General features: G+C 61.8%; 24 protein-coding genes and 2 pseudogenes. 21 read left to right on the plus strand and 5 right to left on the minus strand.

The genetic code is table 11. From position 1 onward, the window contains the following. The 7 genes from BP737_RS14600 to BP737_RS14625 form a co-directional block, all read left to right on the plus strand. Positions 1-228 (plus strand): hypothetical protein (locus BP737_RS14600; protein ID WP_342686314.1); only part of this gene is annotated, 228 nt, incomplete at its 5' end. Between the two features lie 414 nt (positions 229-642). Then, positions 643-843: a type II toxin-antitoxin system HicA family toxin gene (locus BP737_RS14845; RefSeq protein WP_394339232.1), complete on the plus strand. Its 201-nt coding sequence runs from the start codon at positions 643-645 to the stop codon at positions 841-843. Positions 844-948: 105 nt separating this feature from the next. Next, positions 949-1,737 carry an ATP-binding protein gene (locus BP737_RS14605; protein WP_292405092.1) on the plus strand — a complete coding sequence of 263 codons (789 nt, stop codon included), beginning with the start codon at positions 949-951 and terminating at the stop codon, positions 1,735-1,737. A 165-nt stretch (positions 1,738-1,902) separates the two neighbouring features. Further along, a complete protein-coding gene (locus BP737_RS14610) occupies positions 1,903-2,463 on the plus strand; it encodes a type I restriction endonuclease (RefSeq protein ID WP_292405094.1) in 561 nt (186 codons plus the stop codon). A gap of 95 nt (positions 2,464-2,558) precedes the next feature. Continuing rightward, positions 2,559-2,789: a DUF7557 family protein gene (locus tag BP737_RS14615; RefSeq protein ID WP_292405097.1), complete on the plus strand. Its 231-nt coding sequence runs from the start codon at positions 2,559-2,561 to the stop codon at positions 2,787-2,789. A 17-nt stretch (positions 2,790-2,806) separates the two neighbouring features. Then, positions 2,807-3,058, plus strand: a complete 252-nt coding sequence (locus BP737_RS14620; RefSeq protein ID WP_342686317.1) for a type II toxin-antitoxin system RelE/ParE family toxin — start codon at positions 2,807-2,809, stop codon at positions 3,056-3,058. A gap of 68 nt (positions 3,059-3,126) precedes the next feature. After that, entirely contained in the window at positions 3,127-3,441 is a 315-nt protein-coding gene (locus BP737_RS14625; RefSeq protein WP_292405103.1) for a hypothetical protein, read from the plus strand. An 898-nt stretch (positions 3,442-4,339) separates the two neighbouring features. Here the strand turns inward: BP737_RS14625 and BP737_RS14630 are convergent. The 3 genes and pseudogenes from BP737_RS14630 to BP737_RS14640 all read right to left on the minus strand — a co-directional run. Beyond that, positions 4,340-4,585: pseudogene (locus BP737_RS14630) on the minus strand (nucleotide sugar dehydrogenase); the annotation flags it as partial. 8 nt (positions 4,586-4,593) lie between these two features. After that, entirely contained in the window at positions 4,594-4,824 is a 231-nt protein-coding gene (locus BP737_RS14635; protein WP_292405106.1) for a type II toxin-antitoxin system HicA family toxin, read from the minus strand. Continuing rightward, entirely contained in the window at positions 4,811-5,023 is a 213-nt protein-coding gene (locus BP737_RS14640; RefSeq protein WP_292405109.1) for a type II toxin-antitoxin system HicB family antitoxin, read from the minus strand. The genes BP737_RS14635 and BP737_RS14640 overlap by 14 nt, the downstream gene beginning before the upstream one ends. A gap of 177 nt (positions 5,024-5,200) precedes the next feature. Between BP737_RS14640 and BP737_RS14645 the strand changes: the two are divergent. From BP737_RS14645 to BP737_RS14690, 10 genes and pseudogenes are all read left to right on the plus strand, one after another. Continuing rightward, positions 5,201-5,665, plus strand: a pseudogene (locus tag BP737_RS14645) (hypothetical protein); the annotation flags it as partial. Beyond that, on the plus strand, positions 5,593-6,657 hold the full coding sequence (locus tag BP737_RS14650; RefSeq protein ID WP_292405145.1) for an adenosylcobinamide amidohydrolase: 1,065 nt from the start codon (positions 5,593-5,595) through the stop codon (positions 6,655-6,657). The pseudogene BP737_RS14645 and the gene BP737_RS14650, both read left to right, overlap by 73 nt. After that, on the plus strand, positions 6,654-7,694 hold the full coding sequence (locus tag BP737_RS14655; RefSeq protein ID WP_292405112.1) for an ATP-binding protein: 1,041 nt from the start codon (positions 6,654-6,656) through the stop codon (positions 7,692-7,694). The genes BP737_RS14650 and BP737_RS14655 overlap by 4 nt, the downstream gene beginning before the upstream one ends. Next, positions 7,684-9,501 (plus strand): VWA domain-containing protein, encoded by a 1,818-nt coding sequence (locus BP737_RS14660; RefSeq protein WP_292405115.1) that lies wholly within the window; start codon positions 7,684-7,686, stop codon positions 9,499-9,501. Before BP737_RS14655 ends, BP737_RS14660 begins: the two co-directional genes overlap by 11 nt. A gap of 107 nt (positions 9,502-9,608) precedes the next feature. Then, complete coding sequence (locus BP737_RS14665) at positions 9,609-10,910, plus strand: ABC transporter substrate-binding protein (protein ID WP_292405118.1); 1,302 nt, start codon at positions 9,609-9,611, stop codon at positions 10,908-10,910. Then, entirely contained in the window at positions 10,877-11,992 is a 1,116-nt protein-coding gene (locus tag BP737_RS14670; RefSeq protein WP_292405120.1) for an iron ABC transporter permease, read from the plus strand. Before BP737_RS14665 ends, BP737_RS14670 begins: the two co-directional genes overlap by 34 nt. After that, on the plus strand, positions 11,989-13,008 hold the full coding sequence (locus BP737_RS14675) for an ABC transporter ATP-binding protein (RefSeq protein ID WP_292405123.1): 1,020 nt from the start codon (positions 11,989-11,991) through the stop codon (positions 13,006-13,008). Before BP737_RS14670 ends, BP737_RS14675 begins: the two co-directional genes overlap by 4 nt. Before the next feature lie 175 nt (positions 13,009-13,183). Then, positions 13,184-14,044 (plus strand): sirohydrochlorin cobaltochelatase, encoded by an 861-nt coding sequence (locus BP737_RS14680; protein ID WP_292405126.1) that lies wholly within the window; start codon positions 13,184-13,186, stop codon positions 14,042-14,044. A 149-nt stretch (positions 14,045-14,193) separates the two neighbouring features. Beyond that, positions 14,194-16,380, plus strand: coding sequence for a nitrogenase component 1 (locus BP737_RS14685; RefSeq protein ID WP_292405129.1), 2,187 nt, complete (start codon positions 14,194-14,196; stop codon positions 16,378-16,380). After that, complete coding sequence (locus BP737_RS14690) at positions 16,377-17,657, plus strand: nitrogenase component 1 (RefSeq protein ID WP_292405131.1); 1,281 nt, start codon at positions 16,377-16,379, stop codon at positions 17,655-17,657. Before BP737_RS14685 ends, BP737_RS14690 begins: the two co-directional genes overlap by 4 nt. An 854-nt stretch (positions 17,658-18,511) precedes the next feature. Here BP737_RS14690 and cobN read toward each other — a convergent pair. Further along, on the minus strand, positions 18,512-22,255 hold the full coding sequence (gene cobN / locus BP737_RS14695) for a cobaltochelatase subunit CobN (RefSeq protein WP_292405133.1): 3,744 nt from the start codon (positions 22,253-22,255) through the stop codon (positions 18,512-18,514). A 261-nt stretch (positions 22,256-22,516) separates the two neighbouring features. Here cobN and BP737_RS14700 point away from each other — a divergent pair, with 261 nt between their 5' ends. Together BP737_RS14700 and BP737_RS14705 are read left to right on the plus strand one after the other, a co-directional pair. Next, entirely contained in the window at positions 22,517-22,870 is a 354-nt protein-coding gene (locus BP737_RS14700) for a DUF5658 family protein (RefSeq protein WP_342686315.1), read from the plus strand. Positions 22,871-22,963: 93 nt separating this feature from the next. Beyond that, positions 22,964-23,413, plus strand: coding sequence for a nucleotidyltransferase family protein (locus BP737_RS14705; protein ID WP_292405139.1), 450 nt, complete (start codon positions 22,964-22,966; stop codon positions 23,411-23,413). 819 nt (positions 23,414-24,232) lie between these two features. Here the strand turns inward: BP737_RS14705 and BP737_RS14850 are convergent. Then, positions 24,233-24,436 carry a hypothetical protein gene (locus BP737_RS14850; protein WP_394339230.1) on the minus strand — a complete coding sequence of 68 codons (204 nt, stop codon included), beginning with the start codon at positions 24,434-24,436 and terminating at the stop codon, positions 24,233-24,235. 110 nt (positions 24,437-24,546) lie between these two features. Here BP737_RS14850 and BP737_RS14855 point away from each other — a divergent pair, with 110 nt between their 5' ends. Both BP737_RS14855 and BP737_RS14715 read left to right on the plus strand, forming a co-directional pair. Next, positions 24,547-25,221, plus strand: a complete 675-nt coding sequence (locus tag BP737_RS14855; RefSeq protein ID WP_394339231.1) for a TIM barrel protein — start codon at positions 24,547-24,549, stop codon at positions 25,219-25,221. A gap of 25 nt (positions 25,222-25,246) precedes the next feature. Then, positions 25,247-25,553: ATP-binding protein (locus BP737_RS14715; RefSeq protein ID WP_342686316.1), on the plus strand; the 307-nt coding region annotated here is incomplete at its 3' end.

Consider the following 25,553-nt stretch of genomic DNA (forward strand, 5'->3'; position numbering starts at 1 on the left):
CTGATATATATTCGGGTTAACGCAGGTCGTATAATCGATCCCGTCAATTGCCTGTTTTACGCTGGCGACATATATCCGGCATACTACCCGGACCTCCCTCTCTTCACTGTCGTCCTTCCTCCATCGAATAGAATAGCAGGAAGTAACCTTTATTCCCCATATCCTCCCATAGTGAATTATGGTAACACCGATCCAGTTTCAGCCGGAGACCACGGCCCGCCTGGATGATGTGAAAATCCATCCACGAGAAACCCTTCATGCCGACGGCGACTCATCGGGTCCCCTGAATAGTTACAAATATCTGTTCTCACACTGCATAAATGATTATTATTCGGGGGAAAAATCGTGCAAGTTTTCTTCAACGTTGAATTTGATGGGGAATGGTGGTGCGCGAGCGCCCGCACACCGGGGAACCTGATCTGCACCCAGGGTGAAAACATAGGGGATCTCATCAACAATATCATCGACGCAACATTACTTCACTATGATGATCTTCTCCAAATGGGAGAACATATCACGATCGTCACTATTTACCGATCAACGTCTTCCAGTCCCGCTCCACAAGCAACCGCCAATTTCGAATACAGGGTCGATCTCGTTGCCGCGTCGTCCGGTTGTTAGTGGAACTGATGTCATCAAAGCATTCAGCAAGATTGGGTTCTACCTATTTCGCAAACCGGCAGTCACGTTCACCTGCACAAAGAATTCACCAAACATGGCCCGTTAACCATCACCATACCTCTTCACCGGACGCTCGCGGTGGGGACGCTTAACGTTATCGTCTCCGAGATAGCGCGATATGAAGAGATCCCCAAACAACAGATATTCGATCTCCTTCGCTGACCGGGCGAGTATCCACGAGGAGTGCGAAATAGTAGGGAGAGGGGATGTTTTCTACCGGATTCACCTGAAGAACTGCTAACACTCCTGCAGAACATGAACCTTGCCATGGATGACGGCATGCTGAATCTGACCGGGGTGCTCCTCTTTGCTGAGAAACCCGAGTGGATCAAACCCCAGTTCATCATCAAAGCCATCCGCTATCCCGGCAACGCCATCCACGCAAGCGAATACCTCGACACCGAGGATTTTTCCGGGACATTCCCCGAGATCTTCGAGGGCGCCATGGCCTTTATCATGCGCAACCCGCGGAAGGTCCAGGCAGGTAAAGGAGTCAATACCCCGGGGGTTCTGGAGATCCCGCCGGTAGTCTTTGAGGAACTCCGGGTCAATGCTCTGGTGCACCGGGATTACCTGGTCAGTGCACCTATCCGGCTGTTCGTCTTCGACAACCGCATCGAGATCATCAGCCCCGGCCACCTCCCGAACAACCTGACGGTGGAAAAGATCCGGACCGGCAACTCAAATATCAGGAACCCTATCCTGGCATCATACGTCGCAAAGGGGCTGCTGCCGTACCGCGGTCTCGGCTCCGGCATCAAGCGGGCACTCGAAGACTGGCCGGATATCGACTTCACCGACGACCGGGACGGTTGCCTCTTCACCGTCACAGTTCACCGAAAGGAGGAGAAAAGTTCGGAGAAAGGTTCGGAGAAAAGTTCGGAGAAAATCCTTGAACTCCTGAAGGCCGAACCCGACCTGGCAGCAAGAGTAGTCGCAGAACGGCTCGAGATCACACAGAGGGCGGTCGAAAAGCAGATCGCCAACCTGCGTAGAGACGGCCGGCTCCGCCGCATCGGCCCCGCCCGCGGCGGGCGCTGGGAGGTGCTGGAATGACCTTCACCGATTCCTCCACCGTCGAGCAGCTGATCCTTGATGCCGTCACCCGAAAGCGGCGGGCCGCCCACCTGACCGTGCAGGAAGCCCCCCGGGCCGCATTGCCCGGCCGGTTGGACCTACTGCCCCCAGCCCAAATCCCGCGCCGGTCAGGCGACGTGATGTTTGAACCCCGATATCGCTGCCGGGCCCGACCGGGCCGACGAGGTGATCTACAACCTCCGTGCCATCCTCCTTTCCGTTCAGGCCGACGGCCTCGTCCGGGCGAACGAGAATTTCATAGCCTGGCTCCGGGGCGAGAAGACCATGCCCTTCGGGATGAACGGCGAGCACGTCCCGGTGCGGCTCGTCGACGCCGAAAACCCAGGCAGTAACCACCTCGTCGTCACCAACCAGTGGATCTACCAGGCCGGAGCCGTGGAGAAGCGGTCCGACATCGGCTTCGTCGTCAACGGACTGCCGCTCGTGATCGGCGAGGCAAAGAGTCCCGCCCGTAGCGCCGTGACCTGGTTTGACGGCGCATACCAGATCAATGAGATCTACGAGAAGCAGGTGCCGGCCATGTTCGTCCCCAACGTCTTCTCCTTCGCCACCGAGGGCAGGATCTACCGCTACGGCTCCATAAGGATGCCGATCGACCTCTGGGGGCCGTGGCGGACGGAGGAGAACGAACCCCGTGTTCCGGATCTCAATCAATCGGGAACACCCGGATGTGATCTCAGATGACCAGTTGTTTCGTAGGGCACTACCCAATTTTGAGGGGACCTGTTGTAAGGGACCCTGACAGCATCTTTATACCATATAGTAACCTATAGTTTGTTATGGCAACGACGATCCAGCTCCAACCCGAGACCAAGTCCCGTCTGGATGCCCTGAAAATGCACCCCCGGGAGAGTTATGACGAGACGCTCAATCGTATCATGGACGCGTTCTTCGATCCGGAGCCGCTCTCCGAAGAAACGCTGCAGGAGATCGAAGAAAGCATCGCGGACATGCGGGCCGGTCGAGGTCGCCCCTTCGAAGAGTATGCTCGGGAACGGGGCCTTCGATGACCTGGCGGCTCCTCCTCATGCCAGGAGCGGAGCGGAAACTCAATCAAATCCCGGACCCTGATGCCCAACGAATTAAGGACGAACTCTACGCCCTGGCAGACGAGCCGTTCCCTCGTCTGTACGCCAAAAAACTGAAAGGACACCAGAACAGTCCGTTGTATTCTTTTCGTGTGGGACAGTACCGGATCATTCTTGTGTTCGAGAATAATGTGATGATTATTACCGTGATCGATATTGGAAATCGGAGTAAAGTCTATCGGAAATATTGATAGCCGTCATTTCCGCTCTGCATACCAGAAGGTCAACTACCCCCACCTCTCGTCGGGGGCATGATACCATGCTCTTTGTAGGCTTCGCGATTCAACTCCCTCCTGTGCGGGAGAGAGACCGCAATAGGCCGATTGACGGCGGCCCTAGCAGCGATACTGCTGCACGGTGGTGGTGTTTGCGCCGGTGTATAGCCGTGATCCACAGGAGACGTTCCTGCTTCGTGTTGAAGAAGCTGAAGAAGGGGAACATGACATACGATGATGTAATCTCTCGGATGGTCGACGATGAGAGTTGGGATGTTGAAAAACTGGATGCCGATCTAGGTAGAATCGAGAAGAGATCTAAGTTTTACTCCTTTGAAGAGGTATTCAAAGATGTATAAACTAATCTTCAGTGAGGAAGCGCTCAAATACCTATCACAAATACCGAAATGTGCACCGTCGCCTCACGTGAGGTGCGACGGACGGAATGTCCGGAGCACGAGCACTGTTCGGTGCAGAGCCGCGAAGGAATGATCAGACTCTGCGTGATGCTCATCCTCACTTCCAATGGGTGCCGGATCTGAATTTTCCCCGGTTCACCCCGGACAGTGGACCGTGGCGGCCTGCGCACCTCGCACCGAGCGGTGCTCAAATTCCGTTCCTACCGGAACGTCGTTCTCCGGTGCTCGAACTCCCGCCGTGCCGCCGGTCGTTTATCGCCTCTGGGGGTGGGGACCGGGGAGGGGAGATTTGTCCCCCTCCCCCAGAGGGTGTCCTTCCGTCCTTCCGGAGGCCCCCACCTCCTCGGAAGAGGCGGGGACAATGCGGTGGCGATAGTCACGAGGAATCCGCGCTCGGGCGTGGCCCCGGAGGAACGACACTCCCGCAAGTTAACCGTCGCGGTTTGAAGCCTGACGGCTTCTCAAGCTCCGCTTGAACTCGCGCTTCGCGTGAGAGAGCAGTCCTCCATACACCAGGACCGACAAAATAAGATGAAACGGTCCATCCACTACCGTCCTGCGGCCGATGACGGCAGGGATATCTTCGCGATGTGGTTACCGATCGTCCGGAGGGGAGAACATCCCGTTCTCTCCGCTGCGTCCCTCGTGGACGGCGGCCGGGATGGGGCACTCCCAGATCGTCCGCGCACCAGTCTTCGGTGGGACTGAACAGCCGTCCATGCGCGCCGGAACGGTGGCAGCCGGTGATGCTGTGAGAACCCGAACTGCAGGGGCCGCTCGGCGGCTGGGAAGCGTGCGGTTGTCCCAGGAGCGAGGTTGCGCCCGACGTTCCTGACCCATCCCTCTCATCGAGAAACGACGTCTGGATCGCAAGGGTCACCGCGTCGCACCCGGCGAAGTCCGCGGTGCAGGAGAACTTCCCCGCACCGACGACCGTTCCCAACAGTTCCTCAAACCCGGGCTCCTCGCCCTTGAGCGGAGACTCGCCCCGGTTGAGCATCACGATCTTGTAGCCCGACGAGGAGGAGTTCCGCTGGAAGTTGTAGACGTGCTCGATCTGTGGCCCATCCACAAAGAGGGGCGCCACATCTCTCAAAGATACCGGGCAAAATCGTCGGGATCTATCTTTGCCAGTTTCAGGACGCTATGAAGCGTACCAATCTTCAGCTCATCGTGCAACGGGACAACCGTACCCACTTTTCCGCTGGGCGTCACCTTTGAAAGGCGCACATGGCTCCCCGATTGCCCGCTTACGGCGAATCCATAATGTTTCGAGAGTATCTTTATCACCGTCTTGCCCGAGACGGGTTTAAGCCCGGACACCTTCGGCCACCTCAAACGTCGTGATGATCGGCCTTCTCCCATCTTTCAGCGGGAACTCTTCAAGGTACAATTCCGTAGCTTCTTTGAGGTTAGCTACCGCCTCCTCTACCGTCCGACCCTGGCTGACGGTGCCGACCTCCGGGCACTCCGCGACGTACATATCCTCTTCTCTGTAAAGCACGGCCGTGAGCGTCTTCATGATCTCACCAATAGAATAGCATCGCTCTTTGTGGTGATAATACTGACCGAAGTATCAGCGTAGCCATCTCGTCAACTTTGAAGACTCCAAGCGCGGGTTCAAGCCCGGACCCACAGTTATCCCACGCTTCTTTCGAAGTCATCGTGATCAGACCGAGAGTGGGTCTGCCCCGACTGTGGTACTCACCATGACCGCGACATCAACGCAGCAATTAGTCAGAAATTTGCCTTGCAAGAGCAGAATCTTGTCGGGGAGCAGGTGCGGAACGCACCGTTGAGCCTGCGGACTCGTCTCAATAGGGGGAGAATGAAGCAGGAAGCCCCGTTCTTCATGGCGGGGTGGTTTACTTTAGGAAAAACAAGTTATCCTGATAAGTACAATATCATATATCAGCCGCCCTCCGACCAAAGACGAGACAGGGCGTGCCGGCAAAAGAGAGGGGAAGCCCGATGCCGGGCACCTACACCGGAACGACACGGGAAAATCGGCCGAGCAATCGTTGCAGCGAGGATCTACATATTATGGACACAGAAAACCTTCCAATCAGGATCACCTCGAACGGAGAGGAGATCTTCCGGACAGAAGAGAGCATATACATCCGCCTGCCGCCCGGACGGGCCGTCTTCTCCACGTCCTGGGTGAACGGGGGGTACCGGGAGGACCTGACGGGGGTGTTCAACCACCAGCCGCCCCACCGCGCCCTCAAGTCTCACGACCTCGAAGGAGGGTCCGTAGAAGCGTACATCGCACTCGTAGCCGGAAGGCTCGGCCTCGATCCTGATAAAACGGCAGGACTGCTGACCGCAGCCCGGATGAAGCACGCCGCCGCGGTGACGAAGGCTCATCGGGGCGTCGAAGTCACGGCGGTCGTCACCGCCGGGATCGAGGTGAACGGAGGCCGGGTAGGCGATCCGGCATCCTACTTCCAGGAAAACGGAGAAATCGAGATGATAGCCGGCACGATCAACACCCTCCTCCTCATCGGCGCCGACCTCCCGGCGTATACGATGACCCGGGCGGTCATCACCGCGACGGAAGCGAAAACAGCCGTTCTCCAGGAACTGATGGCCCCGAGCAGGTACTCTTCCGGCATCGCGACCGGTTCGGGAACGGACGGCATCGCCGTCATCGCGGACACCACCCACGAAAAGAACCTGACCGACGCAGGAAAACATTCGAAACTCGGGGAGTTGATCGGCAGGGCCGTCATGGAGGCGACCCGGCTCGCCCTTGAACGTCAATCCCGCCTCTCGCCGGCGTCCCAGCAGGATATCATGGTCAGACTGAGCCGTTTCTCGATCGGGGAAGAGGACCTCTGGACCAGGGCCTCCTCCATGGCAGGCGAGAACCGGAAGCCGCTGTTCATCCAGTCCCTCCGGGAGACCGCAAAAGACCCGGCTCTCCTCTCCGTGGCGACCGCAGTCATCCACATCATGGACGAGATCGGCTGGGGCCTCCTCCCGGAAACGGCCGGGGGGACCGCAGCCAGAAAGATCCTCTGCACGATGCCGGAGGTCTGCGGGACGAAGCCCGACGAGGAGTTTTTCTCCCTCCTCGCCGCCGATGAGCCGGTGGGGGAGCACCTCCAGAGAACGATCGCCTGGATTGCAAAACAGAGGGCCCGGGAAGAATGACGCAGGTCCAGTACCCCTTCACCGCGATCGTCGGCCAGGAGACGATGAAGAGAGCGCTGCTCTACAACGTCGTCGTGCCCTCCATCGGGGGGGTGCTCATCCGGGGGGAGAAGGGCACCGCCAAGTCGACGGCCGTGCGGGCGCTCGCTTCCCTGCTTCCCGCGCGGAGCGTGGTCGAAGGGTGCCCCTTCCGGTGCGGCTTCGGGGAGACGGAGACCTACTGCTCCCTCTGTCGGGAGCGGCTGGACGCGGGGGAAGAACTCAGGCCGGCCTCCGTCCCGATGCGGGTGGTGGAACTGCCCCTCAGCGCCACCGAAGACCGGGTCGCCGGGACCCTCGACATCGAGTACGCTATCAGGACCGGGATGAGAAAGTTCCAGCCCGGCATCCTGGCGGAAGCAAACGGAAATATCCTCTACGTGGACGAGGTCAACCTGCTCGAGGACCACCTCGTGGACCTGCTCCTCGACGCGGCGGCGATGGGGGTCAACTACGTGGAGCGGGAGGGGATCTCCTTCTCGCACCCCGCCCGGTTCCTCCTCGTCGGAACGATGAACCCCGAGGAGGGAGACCTCCGCCCGCAGCTCCTGGACCGGTTCGGCCTTGTGGTCGATGTGACCGGGGAGGAGGACCTCTCGAAGCGCAAGGAGATCATCAGGAGGAGGCTTGCCTTCGAACGCAGCCCGGAGGAGTTCCTCTCCGGGTACCGGGGCTCCGAGGAAGAACTCTCCGGGGCGATTGAATCCGCAAAAGCCCGGGCGGCTGCCATGGAAGTCGCCGAGGAGATCCTGGACAAAGTGGTCTCCATAACCCTCCGCCTCGGCGTCGACGGGCACCGGGCGGACCTCACGCTCGTCCGGGCCGCGATCGCGTCCGCCGCCCTTGCCGGCAGGGACGCGATCGCGAGGGAGGACCTCAGCCGGGCAGCGGACCTCGCCCTCCCGCACCGGGTCTACCGCAGGCCCTTCGAGGAGCAGCACGGGGATATGCAGGCGGTGCAGACCCATATAGCGGAGCTGTATCGGGATGCTCCCTGACGAGCCCGTCTTTGAGGGCATCTTCGGGCTGGAAGAGGCAAAACGGGCCCTTCTCCTCTTTTTAACCGCCCCGGACCTCAAGAGCCTCGTCCTGATAGGAGAGAGCGGGACCGGAAAATCCAGCCTGGCCCGCATGGCGGGGACGATCGCCGGGGAGCGCATCGTCACGCTCCCGCAGAACGCGACATGGGACCGGGTCTTCGGGGCGGCGGATATCCCCGGCTCCCTCCGGGAGGGAAAGCCCGTCTTCCGACCGGGCCTCCTCGGAGACGCCGACGGCGGAATCCTGCTCCTGGACGACATTCATCTGATGGACCGCTCACTGGTCGCGTCCGTCTTTACGGCGGCTGAAGACGGCTGCGTCCCCGTCGAGCGGGACGGCGTATCCTCGGCCTACCGGACCCGGTTTCGGGTCCTCGCAACCCTGAACCCGACGGAGGGGGAACTCTCCCCGCACCTCATGGACCGGTTCGACCTCTCCGCCGTCTGTCCGTCAATCGACGACCCCGCCCTCCGGAAAGAGTTTCTGGCATCGACGCTGCGGCGGGAGCGAGAGACGGGAGCCGGGGGAGAGAGCCGGCGCGAGATGCTGCTCGCCGCCCGGCGGAGGTATACGTTTGTCCTGGTCCCCGAGGGGTTGATGGACCTGATCGCGGACCTCGGCAGGAGCCTCCGGATAGCGGGCCACAGGGGTGAGATCTCCCTCGCCCGGGCTGCCCGCGCGGCGGCCGCCCTCGACGGGCGGGACCAGGTCACGCTCGAGGATGTATCCGGGACCGCACCTCTCGCCCTCCGCCACCGGAGGCGGGACGGCCCGGAGGTCCCTCCCCCCCGAGAGACGGGAGAGAGCGCAAACAGAGAAAACGGAACCCCGGAAGGGCAGGCCGGGGCCGCACCGGCGCCGGAGAGCGGAGAGGGGTCCGGGGACGCCCCCGGAGAAGAGGGGGCGCCCGGCCCGGCAGGGGCCGATCAGGTCTATCCGGTAGGGGAGCCGCCCCTGTGCGGAGATATCTTTCCAGAGCGGGCGAACTCCCCCGGGACGACGGGAAAAAAGGGGGGACGACAGAAGAACGCCGACCGGGGGAGGTATCTCCGGCCGCGGATTCCTTCGGGGACCATTTCGGATATCGCCTTCGACGCGACGATCCGGGCTGCGGCCCCCTACCAGCGGACCCGTCCGAAGGGAGAGATGGCAATCGCCCTCGCCGTCCGGGACCTCCGGGTCAGGGAGAGAGAGCGCAAAACGGGGAGGACGATCCTCTTCGTCGTCGACTCAAGCGGTTCGATGGGCATCGGAAAGAGGATGACCGCGGTGAAGGGAGCGATCCTTTCTCTGCTCAAAGACGCCTACATCAACCGCGACAGGGTCGCCCTGATCTCCTTCCGGGGCACCGATGCGGAGGTGCTCCTCCAGCCGACCAGAAGCGGGGCCGTCGCCTGCCGTCGGCTCGAAGACCTGCCCACCGGCGGCCTGACCCCCCTCTCCCGGGGCATCCGGGAAACGGCCGGCCTTATCAGGAAGATCAGGCAAAAAGACGTCCACGACGAACCCCTGGTCGTATTCGTATCGGACGGCCGGGCGAACTACTCCCCATCGGGGGCGGACCCGATCGTCGAGGCGTTCGACGCCGCCGTTGCGATCCGGAGGGAGAAAGCCCGGTTCCTGGTGATCGACGCCGAATACGGATATCCGCGGTTCGGACTCGCCGGGGACCTGGCGGAGCGCCTCGGCGGAAGGTGCGTCAGGCTTGAATCCCTGAGCGGGGACACAATCGCCGATCTGGTCCGGAAGGAGCGGCGCACATGAGAAACCCTCAACCGCACTCAAGGAAGACAGGGATTTTGGGAGATAAGGGTGAGATCTCAAAGGTCAATTAAAAAAATATTTACTTAATGAAAATAATTCTGATTGTCATGAAACGCACCCGACATCTCCACGGACTGGCGATCCTCTGCCTCATGCTTATCGGATGGATCGCAATATCCCCCGTATCCGGAGAAACGCTGCAGGCCTTTCCCGCCGACACCGTCTCCCCCGAATACGCAGAAGGGTTCAGTGTAGAGTACCACGACACCTACAAGCGGGTCACGGTCCTCAGCCCGTGGCGAGGGTCCAACGAAACGTTCACCTACCTCCTGGTGGAGCCCGGAACGGTCCCTCCCGACCCGGGGCCCGGGGAGACGGTGATCGAGATACCCTCCCGCCGGTTTGTCTCCCTCTCCACGACCTACCTCCCGTATCTCCCGATCCTCGGTGAGACGGAGGCTCTGGTCGGAGTGGAGGATGCGAGCCTGGTCAACACCCCTGAGATCGTCAGCCGCATCAACGAGGGCTATGTCAGGGACGTTGCCGGCGCCGGGTCCGGCATGGCATCCGGGGTGGACATCGAGGTGCTCATCGATCTCGACCCCGACCTGGTCATGACCTACGCCACCGGTACCCCTGAGTATGATATGCACCCAAAACTCAAAGAGGCGGGAATTCCGGTCGTGCTGAACGGAGAGTACATGGAGACGGACCCGCTCGGAAGGGCCGAATGGATCAAATTCGTCTCGGTGTTCTTCAATAAGGAAAAAGAGGCGAACGAGTACTTCGACCGGATCGAAGCGGAGTACCTGGCCCTCAAAGACCTGGCCGCCACGGAAGAGAAGCCGACCGTCTTTCTCAACAACAATTACAGGGGAACCTGGTACATGGCAGGCGGGGAGAGTTACGTCGCGTGTTTCCTCTCCGATGCAGGAGCCGATTATTTCTGGGCAGACGACACCACAACGGGGAGCATCCCGCTCGACTTCGAGGTAGTCTACGATCGAGCGCTCGGCGCGGACTACTGGCTCAACCCGGGCACCGTACGGTCCATGGAAGAACTGCTGGCAGAAGACGCGAGGTACGCCGACTTCGGTGCCGTCGGGTCGGGGCAGGTCTATAACAACAACGCCCGGGTGAACGACGGGGGAGGGAACGACTACTGGGAGTCGGGCGTGGTTCACCCCGAGATCGTCCTCAAAGACCTCCTGAAGATCTTCCACCCCGATCTCGTCCCGGACCACGACCTCGTCTACTACCAGCAACTGAAGTCCGCCGACGATTCCCCGGGCGACGGCGGAAGCGATCTCTGGGAGCCTTTCAAGGCGATCTACAGAGAACTCCTGAAGATCTTCCACCTGGACCTCGTCTCCGTATGCCGGATACCCGGGGCCGGAGCTGGCCGGTGACGAAGACCGCAGAAAGGACCGGGTCTGGCTGGCCGGTGCTGAGGGGCTCCATAAGCATGGTTCTCCTCATCGCAAGCCTCGCCGCCCTCTTTATGCTCAAGCTCGTCCTCGGTTCGGTGGCGATCCCCGTCTCCGACGTCGTCGGCATTCTGCTGGGGAACGGAAGCGATAATGCCGGCTGGGTCGCCATCGTCCTCAACTACCGGCTCCCGACGGCGGTTGTCGGCATCTTTGCCGGGGCATCGCTCGCGGTTGCCGGCCTGCTGATGCAGACCCTCTTCCGAAACCCCCTCGCCGGACCGGATGTCTTCGGCCTCTCGGCCGGGGCAAGCCTCGGAGTCGCCGTGGTGGTCCTCTCCGCCGGAACGGCCGGGGCCTCGTCCACCATTCTCGGAAACCTGGGCCCCTTCGGGAGCATCGGGATCGCGGTTGCGGCATCGATCGGGTCGGGACTGGTCCTCCTGATGATCCTGATTGCATCCCGGCGGATCAGGAGCAGCATGACCATCCTTATCCTGGGCCTGATGTTCGGCTACACCGCCAGCTCGTTCATCTCGATACTGATGCATTTTGCTCTTGCCGAACGGATTCAGGCATACACCGTCTGGAGTTTCGGGTCCTTCGGGGGGGCGACCTGGGACCAGATCCAGGTCCTGGTCCTCTTTGCCTCCGTCGGACTGCTCGTAGGGGCGTGCCAGGTAAAAAACCTCAATGCGCTTCTCCTCGGAGAGCAGTACGCAGAGAGCATGGGGCTCGATTTTCGCAGAACCAGAAACGTGATCTTCGTCACGACCGCCGTACTCTCCGGAACGGTTACGGCTTTTTGCGGCCCGATCGCGTTTATCGGGATAGCGGTGCCCCACCTGTGCCGGGCTCTCTTCTCCACTGCAAACCATGCGGTCCTCGTTCCCGCCTGCATCCTGCTCGGCGCCTGTCTCGCGGTTGCCGCCGACATCATCGCCTCCGTCCCGGGAAATGAGATTACCCTCCCCCTGAACGCCATAACCTCTCTCATCGGCGCTCCGGTCGTCATCTGGGTGATCTTCTCAAAAAACAGACAGGGGATGGAGATGAGCGTGTGAGGACCCTGATACGGGCAGAGGGCCTCTCGATCGGGTACAAAACCCGGAGAAAGGTGCGAAAGACGATCGCGGCGGACCTTTCGCTGGACCTGAAAGCAGGGGACCTTGTCTGTCTTGTCGGCCCGAACGGCTGCGGAAAATCGACGCTTCTTTGGACCATCACCGGACTTCTGCCCCCGCTCTCGGGGGAGGTGTATCTCGGCGGACGGGACGTGCGGGCTCTCGCGCCCCTGGAGCGGGCAAAACTGGTATCCGTCGTGCTGACGAACCCCGTCCAGGCAGGTCAACTCTCGGTGTACGACGTCTGCGGCCTCGGAAGATACCCCTATACCGGCTGGCTCGGCTCGCTCACCGACATAGACCGCCGGCAGGTGGAACAGGCGCTCGACGCCGTCGGGGTCGCCTCGTTCGCCGATCGATTTTTAGACGAACTCTCGGACGGCGAACGACAGAAGGTCATGATAGCGCGGGCGCTTGCTCAGAATTCGAGGCTGATGATCCTCGACGAGCCGACCGCCTATCTCGACGTGCCCTACCGCATGGAGATTATGCATATCCTGCGGAGCCTGGCCCGGAACGAGGACCGGGGGATCCTGCTCTCCACGCACGACCTGGACCTGGCGATGCGGACCGCCGACCATCTCTGGGCCATCAGCAGAGAGGGCCGGTTCTACTGCGGGGCGCCCGAGGACCTGGCACTGGACGGCGTGATCTCCGAGGTCTTCGGGATCGGGGGGATCAACTACGACGTCGGGTGCGGTCAGTTCCGGATGCCGGCCCCTCCGAGAGGGACCGTCGCGGTATCGGGAGAGGACGGGAAGATCAGGTTCTGGACGGAGCGTGCGATGCAGCGGATCGGGTTTGTCCCCGGGGCAGGCGACGATCCGGCCGTCAGGGTTGCGATCCGGGAGACCGAAGCCGGCCCGCTGTGGGAGGTGCGTACCCGGGAAGATGCGGGACGCTTCTCCAGTCTGACCGACTGCACCGCCTGGCTGAGAGAACGCGATGTCGGGTGACCGGTGCCGGGCGGCGGCTGCAAGGAGCCTGAAGCCATCTTTATGGGGAATATTTATATACACACTTTTGTTAACTTGTGAAAATACCTCTATAATTGGCCCAATTTGGGAAATATTTATAAGAGGAATTTATCTCACAAATAACTTTATATAAATATATCTCAAACAATCACATATGTCTCACACAACACATCCGGCCCACGGGCACGGCAAAGAGAGAGAATCTCACGGTGCGATCGTCGTGGTCGCGCTGGGTACAACCCAGGCCGAAGGGAGGGCCGTCATATCCCGGGCCGTCGATCAGATCCGGGCATGGTGCCCCGGCACGGTAGTAAAGTACGCGTTCACCTCGGAGGTCGTGCGGAGCGTCCTTTCGGAGGCGGGCGAGAGCGTCCCGAGTCCGCTTGCGGCGGTAGCCTCCCTGATGGATGAGGGGCACCGACGAATTGTCCTGCAGCCGCTCTGCGTCACGCCGGGCCTCTACTACCACGGGCTCTACAGCATTGCATCGGCCCTCAACTCGATCGCCGGCCCGCACTACGACTTCGGCCTCGACGGGGTCCTGATCAGCAGGCCGCTCCTCCTCCTCGAAGAGGACTACCGCGACGCCGCCGCAGCGATCCTGGAGGTCTATGGGAGGCAGGAGCCGGGCTCCGCGCTCGTTCTCATCGCGCCCGCATCGGAAGGGGGAGGAGACCCGGCGCTCTGTCAGCTCCAGATGATCCTCGACGAGACCGCCGGCGGAAGCATCATGATCGGAGCCGCATCCGGGTATCCCGGCATCGATCAGGTCGTCGAACGGCTGCGGCATATGCAGATTAAGACCGTCAAACTCGCCCCGCTCACCCTCGTTCCGGGCATCCATTCCTGGATAGAGATTGCCGGAGAGAACAACGAGGATTCATGCCTGAAGCGGCTTCGGAAGGCGGGCTACCTGGTGACGACCGATACCCGGGCCGTGGGAGAGTATCAGCCGGTTCTGGACCTCTTCGGGAAACGGCTTAAAGAGACCATCCAGAACCATGACTTTTTCTAACCCCTTTTTTCAGGGTAATTTTCATCGCAATCTGCAGCGTCGATCAACATATTTAACTTGAATAAAGGCAAAAAAAGTTGTATTAACGCCACGTGAGCATCTCCGGCCCGGCGGACCCGGCCGATTTTTCCTTGCAGAAGTGAACATCCATGACGCACCAACCCCGTACGAAGGCAAAGATCGCGATCTACGGAAAGGGAGGGATTGGAAAGTCCACCATCGCCGCAAACATCTCGGCGGCACTGGCGGATGCGGGCTTTTCCGTCCTCCATATCGGATGCGACCCCAAACGTGATTCAACGCGGGCTCTTCTCGGAGACCTCCAGCAGGTGACGGTCACCGAGTACCTCCGCGGCGGGGCCGGGGGGAGGTATGCCCCGGGGGACCTGATCGAGGTAGGCTACAAAGGAGTTGCCTGCATCGAGGCGGGAGGTCCGGAGCCGGGCATTGGCTGCGCCGGAAGGGGCATTCTCAGCACCTTCGAGGTGCTCGACCAGTTTGAGAACGATATGTCGCGCTTTGCCTACGTCCTCTACGATGTCCTCGGGGACGTCGTCTGCGGGGGGTTCGCCGTTCCCCTCAGGCACGGGTATGCAGACACGGTCCTCATCGTGACGTCCGGGGAGTACCTCTCCCTCTACGCCGCAAACAATATCCTCAGGGGCATACGAAACTTCGACGGAGACCGAAAGAGGATCGGCGGGATCATCTACAACTCACGCGGGGGTGCGGAGGAGGACGAGCAGGTCGGGCGGTTCGCAAAGGCCGTTCATCTCCCGGTCCTCGTGAAAATTCCGCGAAGCGAGCTGTTCCACAAAGCGGAGCGGGTGCCGGGGACGCTGATCGGCGAATACCCCGACTCCGAGGAGGCGGCCCTCTTTCGGGGGCTGGCCGCCCATCTCACCGGAGATGGAGGATTCCCCCGGTATCGGGCAAGACCCCTGGAGGCCCCGGAACTCGAGGCCCTGATCTCGGGGCGCAACGTGAAGACCCCGCCTCCCCGGCGCGCTCCCGCCCCGCCGCCGGGGTCCCGGGGGTTCATCGAGGAGCCGCTCCGACCGGGGCCCGGATCGGGACATCCCCCGTATCCCGGAAGGGAGCCGCTCTTCGGGTGCGCCTTCTCCGGGGCCGTCGTCGCCCTCTCGCAGATCCGCGACGTCGCCGTCGTCGCACACGGCCCCTCGAACTGTGCTCATATCGTCTCCCAGCTCCTGACCTCCTCGTACAACCGGGATATCCAGAAAAACCCCGGGCGCCGGCCCATGCCGTCCGTTATCCCGACCCGGATGGACGAGCATGCGGTGGTCTTCGGGGGGGAGGAGGCACTGGCGGCATCGGTGCAGAACGCCGCCCTCGCCGGCTATCGAACCGTCTTCATCGTATCCACCTGCGTCCCCGGACTGACCGGGGACGATATCGCCGGCTGCGCACGGGACCTCTCGGCGAAATACTCCATCCGGGCGATCGCGGTGCCGGTGGACGGGGTAGGGGAAGGCGACTTCTCCGCGGGGACCACAGCAGGGTACCGGGCGGCATCGTCCCTGATCGCCCCGGGAGTGCGGGGCAGGCCGCGATCCGTGATCATCGCCGGAGAAAAGACGCTTGCGAACAACACCAGCGCAAACTTCGATGAAATTGCCGCGTACCTCTCGGCTCTGGACATCCGGGTCGTTTGCCGGTTCCTTGCAAACACCTCGGTTGGCGAGGTCGAATCGGCCGGAGAGGCGGACCTCATCCTCCCTGCATCCTCAGACGTCCAGACGAGAGCCCAGGCGGAGATCCTCTCTGCAAAGACCCGGGCGGAGATCTTCCCCCTCCCCTTTCCGCACACCTTCCGGGCATGCGAAGACTGGGTACGCGGCCTTGCAGAGAGATACGGTGCCCGTAAAGAAGCCGAAGCCCTGATCCGGAGGCACAGGGTGATCTACCGGGGGGAGATCGACCGGATAGGAAGAGCGGTCGCCGGAAAGAAGGTCATCATCTCCTCGTCCGGCCCGGACATCTCGTGGGTTCTCGATATCCTCACCGAATGCGGGATGGAGGTGCCCCGCGTCGGGCTCTTCGGCTCCCCCTACCCGCAGGCTCCGCACGACCCCCCGACCGGGGTGTCCGTCACGACCGGCTACTCCCCCGACCGCCTCTACGCGGATATCGCAGATATTCGGCCGGACCTGGTCCTCACCACCATCTGGCCGGACCCGAAGAAAGCAAAGGTACGGTGGGGAGTCATTCCCTTCTGCCCGAATGCAGGCTTTTTCGGGTCGCTCTCGTCCATGCGGCAATGGGCGGGCATCCTCGCCGGGCCGGTCTCCGAAGGATGGAGGGACGACCTGTGAAGTCCGGCGTGATCGAGCCCGACGCCCTGACCGGGATGATCCTCGGCGCCGAAGGAATCCCGGATGTGGCGGTCCTGCTCAACGGCCCGACCGGCTGCAAGTTTTATCATGGGCATGTCGCCCACGTGCAGCGGGGCGGATCGGAGGTCCCGGACCCCTACCTGACGCTTGAGCCGTGGTTCTTCGGCCAGCCCCGCGTCCCGTGCACATACCTCGACGATGAGGACTACATCTTCGGAGCCGGGCAGAAGCTCCATGAGATCCTCCCCTCCCTCGCCGCACGATGGGACGGCCTGATACTGGTGGTAAACGCCCCGGGAGCGGCGTTGATCGGCGACGACCTAGAAAAAGCAATCGCTCTGGCCGGGGTTCAGGACCGGTGCATCCCGGTAGAGACGCCGGGATTCTCCTGCCCCGGACCGGCGGGGACGGACCGGGTCATCGCCCGGGTCCTCCGGCATATCGCCCCGGCCAAAGAGAAGACCCGGCCCGGGACGGTCAACCTGCTCGGCCTCTCCCTCATGCAGCGGCACTGGAAAGGGTCGCTTGCGGAGGTGACGCGTCTCCTCGCCCGGATGGGCGTGCAGGTCCTCTCCTCCCCGGGCGCCGGTTCGGAGACCGGGAGCATCCGCTCCTCACCCGGCGCCGCATACAACCTGCTCGTCTTCCCCGAGTTCGGGGAGGAGACCGCCCGGTGGTACGGACAGAACGCCGGGACGCCCTGCTACATCCCCGCCGAAGGCGCGCCGATCGGATTCGACGCCACGTCCGCATGGGTCCGTGAAGTCTCAGAACTCCTCGGGGCGGACCCGTCGGACATAACGGGAGAGATCGCCGCCGCACGAGCGAACGCCGCAGCCCATATCGCCGGGCAGAACTCGATATCGGGGGTCCCCCGGGGCGCGGGCTACGCTATCAGGGCGGAGAGTTCCGTCGCCCTCCCCCTTGCAAAATGGCTCTACACCTACCTGGGCATGGTCCCGACGGGGGTCGAGGTCGCCGGCGGTGCATACCCGCCGTACCGGGGCGAACTTTTGCGGTTCCTGGAGGAGATCGGCGCTTCGGAGACCTGGAGCGTCTTTCCCGGGGTCCGAAACCCGGATATCGTCTTCGCCGACGGAATGACCGGAAAGATGCTCGCCAACCAGGGGATCTGCAGGGGGTACGTCGAGGTCGGCTACCCCTCCTCCGGGAGGATCGAACTCGTGCCGAGGACCATCCTGGGCGTATCGGGGGCGCTCTACCTCGTCGAGGAGATCCTCAACATCCTTCGATAGTGAATCGTTTCGTCTTATGTTATTGGATGCGTAGAGGATCGCCGCTTCACGCGAAGTGCGAGTTCAAGCGGAGCTTGAAAAGCCATCAGGCTTCGAGCCGCGACGGTTCTAACGAACCGGAGCGTGAGCACCGAAGGTGCGAGCCGCGACGGACGCGAAAGGGAGATTGATATTGCGGTCAATAGAGGTCTGATTCCCGCTATACTAACCTGGGGGAGCGTCGTTCCTGGGTTTTAGGGCCACGCCCGGGCACGGATTCCCCGTGACTATCGACACGCACTGCCCCCTTCCTGCAGGGAACGGGGGCTGGAGACCGGGCGGGGAGGGGGAGACCCCCTCCCCTGTCCCCACCCCAACGGCGATACCTACCACGGTCCACTGCACGGGGTGAACCGGGTTCCGGGGCCACGCGCTGCCCCCGCCCCTTGGGGCGGGGAACGACGTTCCGGTAGGAACGGAGTTGAGCACCGAAGGTGTGAATGAGGAGGCCGAAGGCCGGGCGGGGTGGGGCTCGTGAGGAGTGCCGTGGACGGGGAGGGGGAAAATCCCCCTCAAAGGCCTTCGGCCTTCTCGTGCTCCGTTCCTGCGGAACATCGCATTCCCCGGTCCCCACCCCCAACGGCGATACCCGCCACGGTCCACTGTCCGGAGCGAACCGGGGAAATCCAGATCCAGCACCCACCCCATCGGAAGTGGGGCTGAACATCAAGCAGAGTCCAATAATTCAGGATCGATGCAATAATGTCCGCGGTTTCACACCGAACAGTGCTCATGCTCCGGGCGTTCCGTCCGCCGCACTTCACGCGAGGCTACGGTGCACGTGAAAGATTTGATGAAATGATCCACGAGGGCCGTCACCTGCCGGGACCGGTCATCGACTCGAGGGTGCTCTCCACCGAGAGGTAGAGCGACCGGAGCCGGCCCAGCGTCTCAGCGTCCGGCTCCCACATGCCGCGGTCAACCGCTTCAAGAAGCCTTCCCGCCATGTGCATGAGTGCATGCGGGTTGTCTTCGGCCAGCCAGGCACGGCAGGACTCGTCGAAGAGGAACGTCTCGGCGAGGGACCGGTACTGCCAGTCCTCGAGGATACCCGACGTCGCATCCCACCCGAACGCAAAGTCAACCAGGGCGGAGAGTTCCTGGGCTCCCCTGTAGCGGTGCGGTTTGAGGCCCTCAAGCCATTTCGGGTTTAAGATCCGGCTCCTGAAGAGAAACCGGCTCTCCTCGGCAACCGTGCGAAGGACCGGCGCTTCCGGGTTCGAACTGTCCCCCACGAACGAGACGGGGTCCTTTCCGCCGTATTCCTTCACCGCCGCGATCATCCCCCCGAGATACATGAAATCGTCGTCGTTGTCGAGGATGTCGAGCTCGCGGGAGTCGTGGTTCTTGACGGTGACGTCGAGTTCGGAGAGCCGCCGCTTGAAGAGGTCCCGCATCTCCTCCCCATGATGCTTTCGCCCGTAGGCATGGCCTCCCCAGTCCAGGTAGGTGTCGGCAAGGTCCCGCCGTTCGCCCCAGTCGGCGGAGGTCACGCGATCGGCGACTCCGGCGCCGTAGGTCCCCGGCGGGCAGCCGAATATCCGGACGAGGGCGCGCGATCTCGCCTCGTCCGCGTCCAGCCCCTCCCGGATCGCATCGAGAAGCGATCGGCGCAGGTGGGCCGCGAGGTAATTGTCCTCGTCCTGCTCGTCCAGGCTCGCGACCATCTCCACGCCCTCGTCGATCAGGTCGATAAGACCGGGGAAGACGTCCCGGAACAGGCCGGTGATCCGGAGGGTCACGTCTATCCGCGGCCTCTGCAGTTCGGAGAGCGGCACGACCTCCAGCCCGGCGACCCGCCCTCCGTACGCGGACCAGACGGGCCGAAGACCCATCAGCCAGAGGAGGTAGGCGAGGTCGTCCCCGCCGGTCTTCATGGTATCGGTGGCGAAGACCACGATCCCGACGTTCTTCGGGTAAACGCCTTCTTCGGCCACGTATCGCCGGATCATCTCCTCCGCCATCCTCTTCCCGACGGCAAAGGCCGGGGGCGTCGGGATCGTGGCGGGATCGACCGAGTAGAAGTTCCGACCGGTCGGGAGCAGGTGCGCATTGCCCCGTGTAGGGGCCCCCGACGGCCCCGGGGAGACGTAGCGCCCGTCGAGACCCGCCGCAAGGCTCCCTATCTCGTCGACGGTCCGCCGCACCGCCGGTACGATCTCGGTACAGATCGCCTCCAGCGCCGTCTCCAGCTCCTCGCGGTCGTCGAACTCCCCGAGCAGTCCGGGGATGCTCGCGGGGTCGCATCCTGTCTTTGTCATCTTTTGTATCAGATCGGCGGAGCGTCGATCGATCTCCTCCAGGACGACGCCGTTCGGCATCCCCCGCCCGGAATGCCAGCCGGACGGGTCGGCGGCGAGACGAGGCGCATCCTCGCCCATCGCCCGCCCGACCGCTTCCCGAAGGGAAGGGATCCGACCGTTCCTGATCCTGGTCAGGGCGTAGAGGAGTTCGCAGAAGCGCTCCCCCTCGGGGACTTCGCCGAAGATATGCAGCCCGTCTTTGATCAGGGAGTCGCGGGCCGTGCAGAGGTAATCGTAGAGCGCCTCAAGGTGGGGCGGCAGGTCCGAAGGAGCTGTAGACCGGAGATGAAGATCCGAGGCGAGATCGGTCCGTTCAACGATGCATGCGATCTCTTCGAGGAGGCCGTCGGCCTTGGCCTCCTCCCCGCTTCGCGATGCGCGGAAATAGTCCTGAAGGAGGAGGACGAGGTCCTCGAGGTCCCCGTATCCTCCCGCCCGGGTCATCGCCGGGATCAGGTGGTCGACGATGACTGCATGGGACCGCCGTTTTGCCAGGACCCCCTCTCCCGGGTTGTCGATGACATACGGGTAGAGATGAGGGAGGTCCTCGAGCACGGCGTCGGGGTAGCAGGACGACGAGAGCGCCAAGCTCTTGCCCGGAAGCCACTCGAGCGTGCCGTGCGTGCCGAGGTGGACGACCGCCTGCGCCCCGAACCCCTCCTTCAGCCACCGGTAGTATGCGAGGTACTGGTGAGGCATCACGAGGTCCGTACTATGGTAGACCGCCTCCGCCTCTTCGAGAAATCCCCGGGGGGGCTGCAGGCCGACGAAGACGTTTCCAAACCGTCTTCCGGGGATAAGGAACCGGTCCCCCTCGGTCAGGACGGCTCCCGGCGGCTCCCCCCAGTCGCGGAGCATGCTGCTCCTGCAGGTGGAGTCCAGCCCGGAGAACCATTCCCGGTACTCGTCCCGGCCGACCGTCCCTGCCGCCCGCCGGACCATCTCCGGCCCGGTGAGGCACTCGGGGGTGTTGGTCAGGCCGGAGAGGAGCAGGAGGACCAGGTCCTGCCCGGTTGCGGGGAGGTCGTCTCCGCAGTCGTACCCCGCCTCCCTGAGCGCGTGCAGGATGCGGACGGCGCTCTCCGGACCGTCAAGGCCGAACGCTCCCCCGATCGAGTCGTTCGAGAGGCCGTACTGGTAGAGCAGCACCGCGACCCTTCGCTCGTCCACGGGGGTTGCACGCAGATCCGCCCATGCCTTCGCCATCTTCGCGAGCCGGTCGGCCCGTTCCGCGATCCCCCGGACCTGCCGGGCGCCGTCCTCCGATTCGCGCGAGGCAACCGGGACGGTGATGATCTGCCCATCATACTCCGGCCATACCACGAGGGACGAGAGTTCGAGCGGAGAGAGGCCCCGGATATTGCCCGCCCAGTCGTCACGGCTCTGACCGGTGACCATCGCCTGCAGGACCGGTACGCCGAGCTCCGCGAAGAAATTCTCCGGGCCTCCGTCTGAACGGCCGTCGCCGGGAGAGGAGAGGCTGATCTGGGAGAACCCCATCAGGACGACGAGAAGATCGACGACTGCCTTCCCCTCCTTCATGAAATACTTCCTCACGATCTCCGCAACCCCCGGCGAACCCGAGACGGGGTCCGGCACGGACGAACAGAAGACCGGTATGGTCGAAAGCCCTTCCCGCTCCAGGGAGGCGATGACCACGTCCACCCCCCCGAGCGCCCCCTCGAGGTAATCGCCCTGCCAGAAGAGGATGCCGGCCTTTCGTGCGCCGGGGGGGAGGGAGGCGAGGTAGTCTTCGGGAGATGCATCCTGCGGCCTTCCGGGGTGGTAGATACCGTGGGCGGGAGGCCGGACCGGATCGGGGGCGGCCGGGGACCCGCCGTCGATGCGGCCGTGAACAAAGAGGAGGAGGGAGCGCATGTTCTCGTAGCCGCCGAGGTGCAGATACGCGTGAACGAGACGGTAATCCTCTTCGGCGAGGCGGAACAGATGGCGGAATTCTTCCATCTCGTCCGGAAGCGTGGATGCGACGAAGACGGGGGCGCGAAGGCCCTCCAGTTCCTCCCGGAGGCGGGGGAACTTCTTGAAGTAGGGCACCGAGCCGTGGAGGTTGATGATGACGAACGAGGCATCCCGGACCTGTTCCACCGTCCCGATGAAGAGCTCCTCGTTGCCGTCGAGGTCTTCCGAACAGACGCACCGAACCGTGACGGGTACACCTTCATCGCAGAGGTCGGCCGCCGCACGGGAGAGGAGAGGGTTATCCCCGGACCCGGAGCCGATATAGATAAGGTTCATCCGGAGCCTCCCGATGGGGGCGACATCGGTTCTGCGACTTCTCCAAACGGGTAAACGGAAGGGGCGTGCGACATACTACATGTTTTTGTCGTGCAGGAATATAAGCGGCATGAGAGACCCGGAAGGTCGGCAGGACCGGAGGGATGGGCGGCGGAAGCGGGACCGATCACGACGGGCAAAGCGACCGCATGACCGGGGATATGCGAAAGGTTAATGCCCGCACAGGATACCGCAACCATCATAGTTTTCCGGGTGTAACCTATGCATGAGATGCTCGATGAGGGTTCGGCATGGCGGAACCGGAGGTTCAGGTCTCTGCACCTCCCGCTCTTCGTGATTCTCGCCGTACTGCTGCTGCTGGATGTCGTCACGACGACCGGGATTCTCCTCCTCGGGGGAATGGAGTTGAATCCTCTGATGGCGGGCATCGTGCCTTCCGTTCCTCTGCATATCGGAGTGAAGGCCCTCTTCTTTGCAGGGATGTTCCTCTGGGTGAAGTGGTGGGACGTGCGGGTCTGCCACGCCGGGGTCACGGCTCTCGCGGTCCTCTGCACATGGTTCACGTTCGTCGTCGTCCACAACGTCGGCTCCCTCATCCCTCACCTGTCGGGGTGACGGCGGACGCCCGGCACCTTCGTCCCTGTGGTCGGGGAACTGGACTTACTCACCACAGTATCATCTGCAAAAGTATTTGACGAAGAAGAAAGAATGAGCAATCAAGGAGATGGAACGCGGACAAATTACCGGAAGCGAGACGCTACCATGACCACTCCCCCGGACTCGACGAAGAAGACGCCGTCCGTCGCCAGGCTTGAGAAGATGCTGCCGGTACTCCGGGAGCGGTTCGGCGTGATAAAGATCGGGATCTTCGGGTCCACCGCCCGCGGCGAAGAGCGGTTCGACAGCGATGTGGACATCCTGGTCGAGCTGTCGCCGGAGCACCTTACATTCCGGAACTTCACGGCGCTCGCCGACTTTCTGGAGGAGGTTTACGGGCGAAGGGTCGACCTCGTCACCGTCGGGGGGCTCGATCCGCTTATCCGGCAGGATGTGGAGAGCGAGGTGATCTGGTGTCAACTACCCCGTCCGATAGGCCGGGGCTTGCAACCGGGATCGATTGGGATCACAAGGTTGCAATTTAATGTGCGCGAAGGTTGACGGTTGAAACGCGGTCCTTATTCGCAACGGCCGGTTGACACGGCCACTACTGATTATCCGTTGAATCACGGAATCACCAGCGACTTTTCTGGCGTGGTTGAGAGCGCTGTTCACGTCGGCATTGATCAAGGTTCCCGTGGCGCTCCGGTACAGTCCCCGCTTGATCCGCCGCTTCTTCCCGTAGGGAGGCTTCTGGATCGAGTCGAGCGCGAGAGCATCCACCTGGGAGGTGTACGCCTCTGAGTGGGAATCATCGAACCCTCTACTGCGCCCGGGGCCCAGCACGCCGCCCGCGGTGAGGCTCACTCCTCCTTCTTACGGACGCGCTGCCGGATGAGCCAGGCTGCCGCCACCAGGCCGAGGATGCCGATGAGGGCAAGGGTGCCGATACCTGCAAGCAGGGGTGGATGCGAGAGCGGGTCTTCCCCTCCCGTCAGAAGATACTGGAACGACCTCCTAAATACTGGAACGACCTCCTAAAAAGCGCTGGAACCGTCTATTTCAAATGGAAAGTAAAACCTACTTAAATTATTAAAAACTATTTTGATTAAGATGAAGAAACTACTATTATCATGCAGAAATCTCCTTTTTCCGCGAAAAAGCCCTCTCACTCGAAGATGCCCGGAAAAATCGTCCCAGTCCGAAAGTTGGATGGGGTTCGGAGCGTCGGGGACTATTTTAGCCTCGAATCGCCGAAACACGGTGGGTTTCGGTCCTTCGACCATCCTTCCGGAGGGGAAGGGGTGTTAGACCCTGCCGACCGGGAGGCAGCAGCCATTAACGATGCGATCGTTGCAGAACATTGCCGGCTGCTGCCGGCTACCGCTGTCGCGGGGATAATCGGAGGAAGACCATGCAGGAGTTAGGGTGCTCGATGTGGTGTCCATGGACCGGGAACTCCCCGAGGCTCTGGAGACCCTCTCTGCCCGTACCGGTACGGTCGAGATCCTCTCGGAGGCTGCCCACGATATCCTCCATTGTTCGGAGGCTTGTTTCTCCTTCGACCTCCGGTACACGGTCCATTCCCCGACCGCCGATATCAACATCGCCAGTTGCCGCGAGCCGATCAGGCAGGCGTCGCTTTGTCTCCTCCGTGAAGTCTGTAGGGTGGCGGGGAGATCGGTGCCGGGTGCGTGGTCGGCCACCCCGGTTTCTCGCCCTGGCTCGAGTTTCTCGACCGTTCGTACCTGGCGCTTCGAGAGTCTCTCGGAGATCTTGCAGCAATCCAGGAGGAGGACGGGGTGCCGGTCGCCGTGGAGAACATGGGAAGCTGGGAGGTGTGCCATTTCCGCGATCCCTCCTTCCTGCCTGCCCTGCACGAAGCAGGGCTCTCGTTCTGCCTGGATCTCGGCCGCGCTCACATCAACGGAATGCTGGATGAGTTCCTCGCCATAGGAAGACCCCTGCATGTCCATCTCCACGATAACGACGACTCCGGTGATGCCCATCGGGCACTGGGAAACGGGAACATCGATCTCTCCCGGGTACTCCCCCTCCTCCTCAGAACACATCGCGGATTGTCGAAATGCAAACGCTCGAAGCTTACGACGAGAGCATCCGCTTCATGGCGGGACGGAGAAGGGGGGCTCGGTCCAACGCACCGGGGTGCGGGCTATGTCGAGTTTGAGATACCGCCGTGTTTCGGGGTACTTCTTGCTCCGGTGCAGGTGGTGGATGCGGAGGGACCTCTGAGTGTTTTCGTGCAGTGGCGTCTGCAATTCACCCATCCTCGTCGAAACGTCCCGAAAACAGACATAGGGAGCACTTGTAAAGATCCGAACGGGGACAACATACTCGGCATATCTTAATAGTTGTATGCAAAGTATAATACTTATGATACAACTCTTCGTGAACCGGGAGAGGGAACTTGATTTTCTCAACCGGAAATATTCTGAAAATTCATCCCAGATGATCGTTTTGTATGGAAAACGGAGGATTGGAAAGACCGAACTGATAAAAAAATTCATTGAAGACAAGGACGGGGCATATATCCTCTGCACAAATGACAGCACGGAGGAGAATATCAAAGAGATGAAAGATAAATTCGCCGCCCTCACCGAAAAAGAATATTTCAGGGATATTGATGTCTCATCGTTTTATTCATTATATAAGTACCTTTCGGTAACGTCTCAGATCTTCT

Origin of the sequence: Methanoculleus sp. UBA291, from assembly GCF_002499755.1 — an archaeon.
In the GTDB taxonomy this organism is placed as follows: Archaea; Halobacteriota; Methanomicrobia; order Methanomicrobiales; family Methanoculleaceae; genus Methanoculleus; species Methanoculleus palmolei.

Bases quoted from the DNA above. Each gene is read 5' to 3' on its own strand.
- BP737_RS14615 (WP_292405097.1), top strand. From the start codon at position 2,559: ATGGCAACGACGATCCAGCTCCAACCCGAGACCAAGTCCCGTCTGGAT.
- BP737_RS14660 (WP_292405115.1), top strand. From the start codon at position 7,684: ATGCTCCCTGACGAGCCCGTCTTTGAGGGCATCTTCGGGCTGGAAGAG.
- BP737_RS14655 (WP_292405112.1), top strand. From the start codon at position 6,654: ATGACGCAGGTCCAGTACCCCTTCACCGCGATCGTCGGCCAGGAGACG.
- BP737_RS14625 (WP_292405103.1), top strand. From the start codon at position 3,127: ATGCTCTTTGTAGGCTTCGCGATTCAACTCCCTCCTGTGCGGGAGAGA.
- BP737_RS14850 (WP_394339230.1), bottom strand. From the start codon at position 24,436: ATGGACCGTGTACCGGAGGTCGAAGGAGAAACAAGCCTCCGAACAATG.
- BP737_RS14670 (WP_292405120.1), top strand. From the start codon at position 10,877: ATGCCGGATACCCGGGGCCGGAGCTGGCCGGTGACGAAGACCGCAGAA.
- BP737_RS14705 (WP_292405139.1), top strand. From the start codon at position 22,964: ATGAGCAATCAAGGAGATGGAACGCGGACAAATTACCGGAAGCGAGAC.
- BP737_RS14680 (WP_292405126.1), top strand. From the start codon at position 13,184: ATGTCTCACACAACACATCCGGCCCACGGGCACGGCAAAGAGAGAGAA.
- BP737_RS14605 (WP_292405092.1), top strand. From the start codon at position 949: ATGGATGACGGCATGCTGAATCTGACCGGGGTGCTCCTCTTTGCTGAG.
- BP737_RS14620 (WP_342686317.1), top strand. From the start codon at position 2,807: ATGCCAGGAGCGGAGCGGAAACTCAATCAAATCCCGGACCCTGATGCC.
- BP737_RS14685 (WP_292405129.1), top strand. From the start codon at position 14,194: ATGACGCACCAACCCCGTACGAAGGCAAAGATCGCGATCTACGGAAAG.
- BP737_RS14665 (WP_292405118.1), top strand. From the start codon at position 9,609: ATGAAACGCACCCGACATCTCCACGGACTGGCGATCCTCTGCCTCATG.
- cobN (WP_292405133.1), bottom strand. From the start codon at position 22,255: ATGAACCTTATCTATATCGGCTCCGGGTCCGGGGATAACCCTCTCCTC.
- BP737_RS14640 (WP_292405109.1), bottom strand. From the start codon at position 5,023: ATGAAGACGCTCACGGCCGTGCTTTACAGAGAAGAGGATATGTACGTC.
- BP737_RS14700 (WP_342686315.1), top strand. From the start codon at position 22,517: ATGCATGAGATGCTCGATGAGGGTTCGGCATGGCGGAACCGGAGGTTC.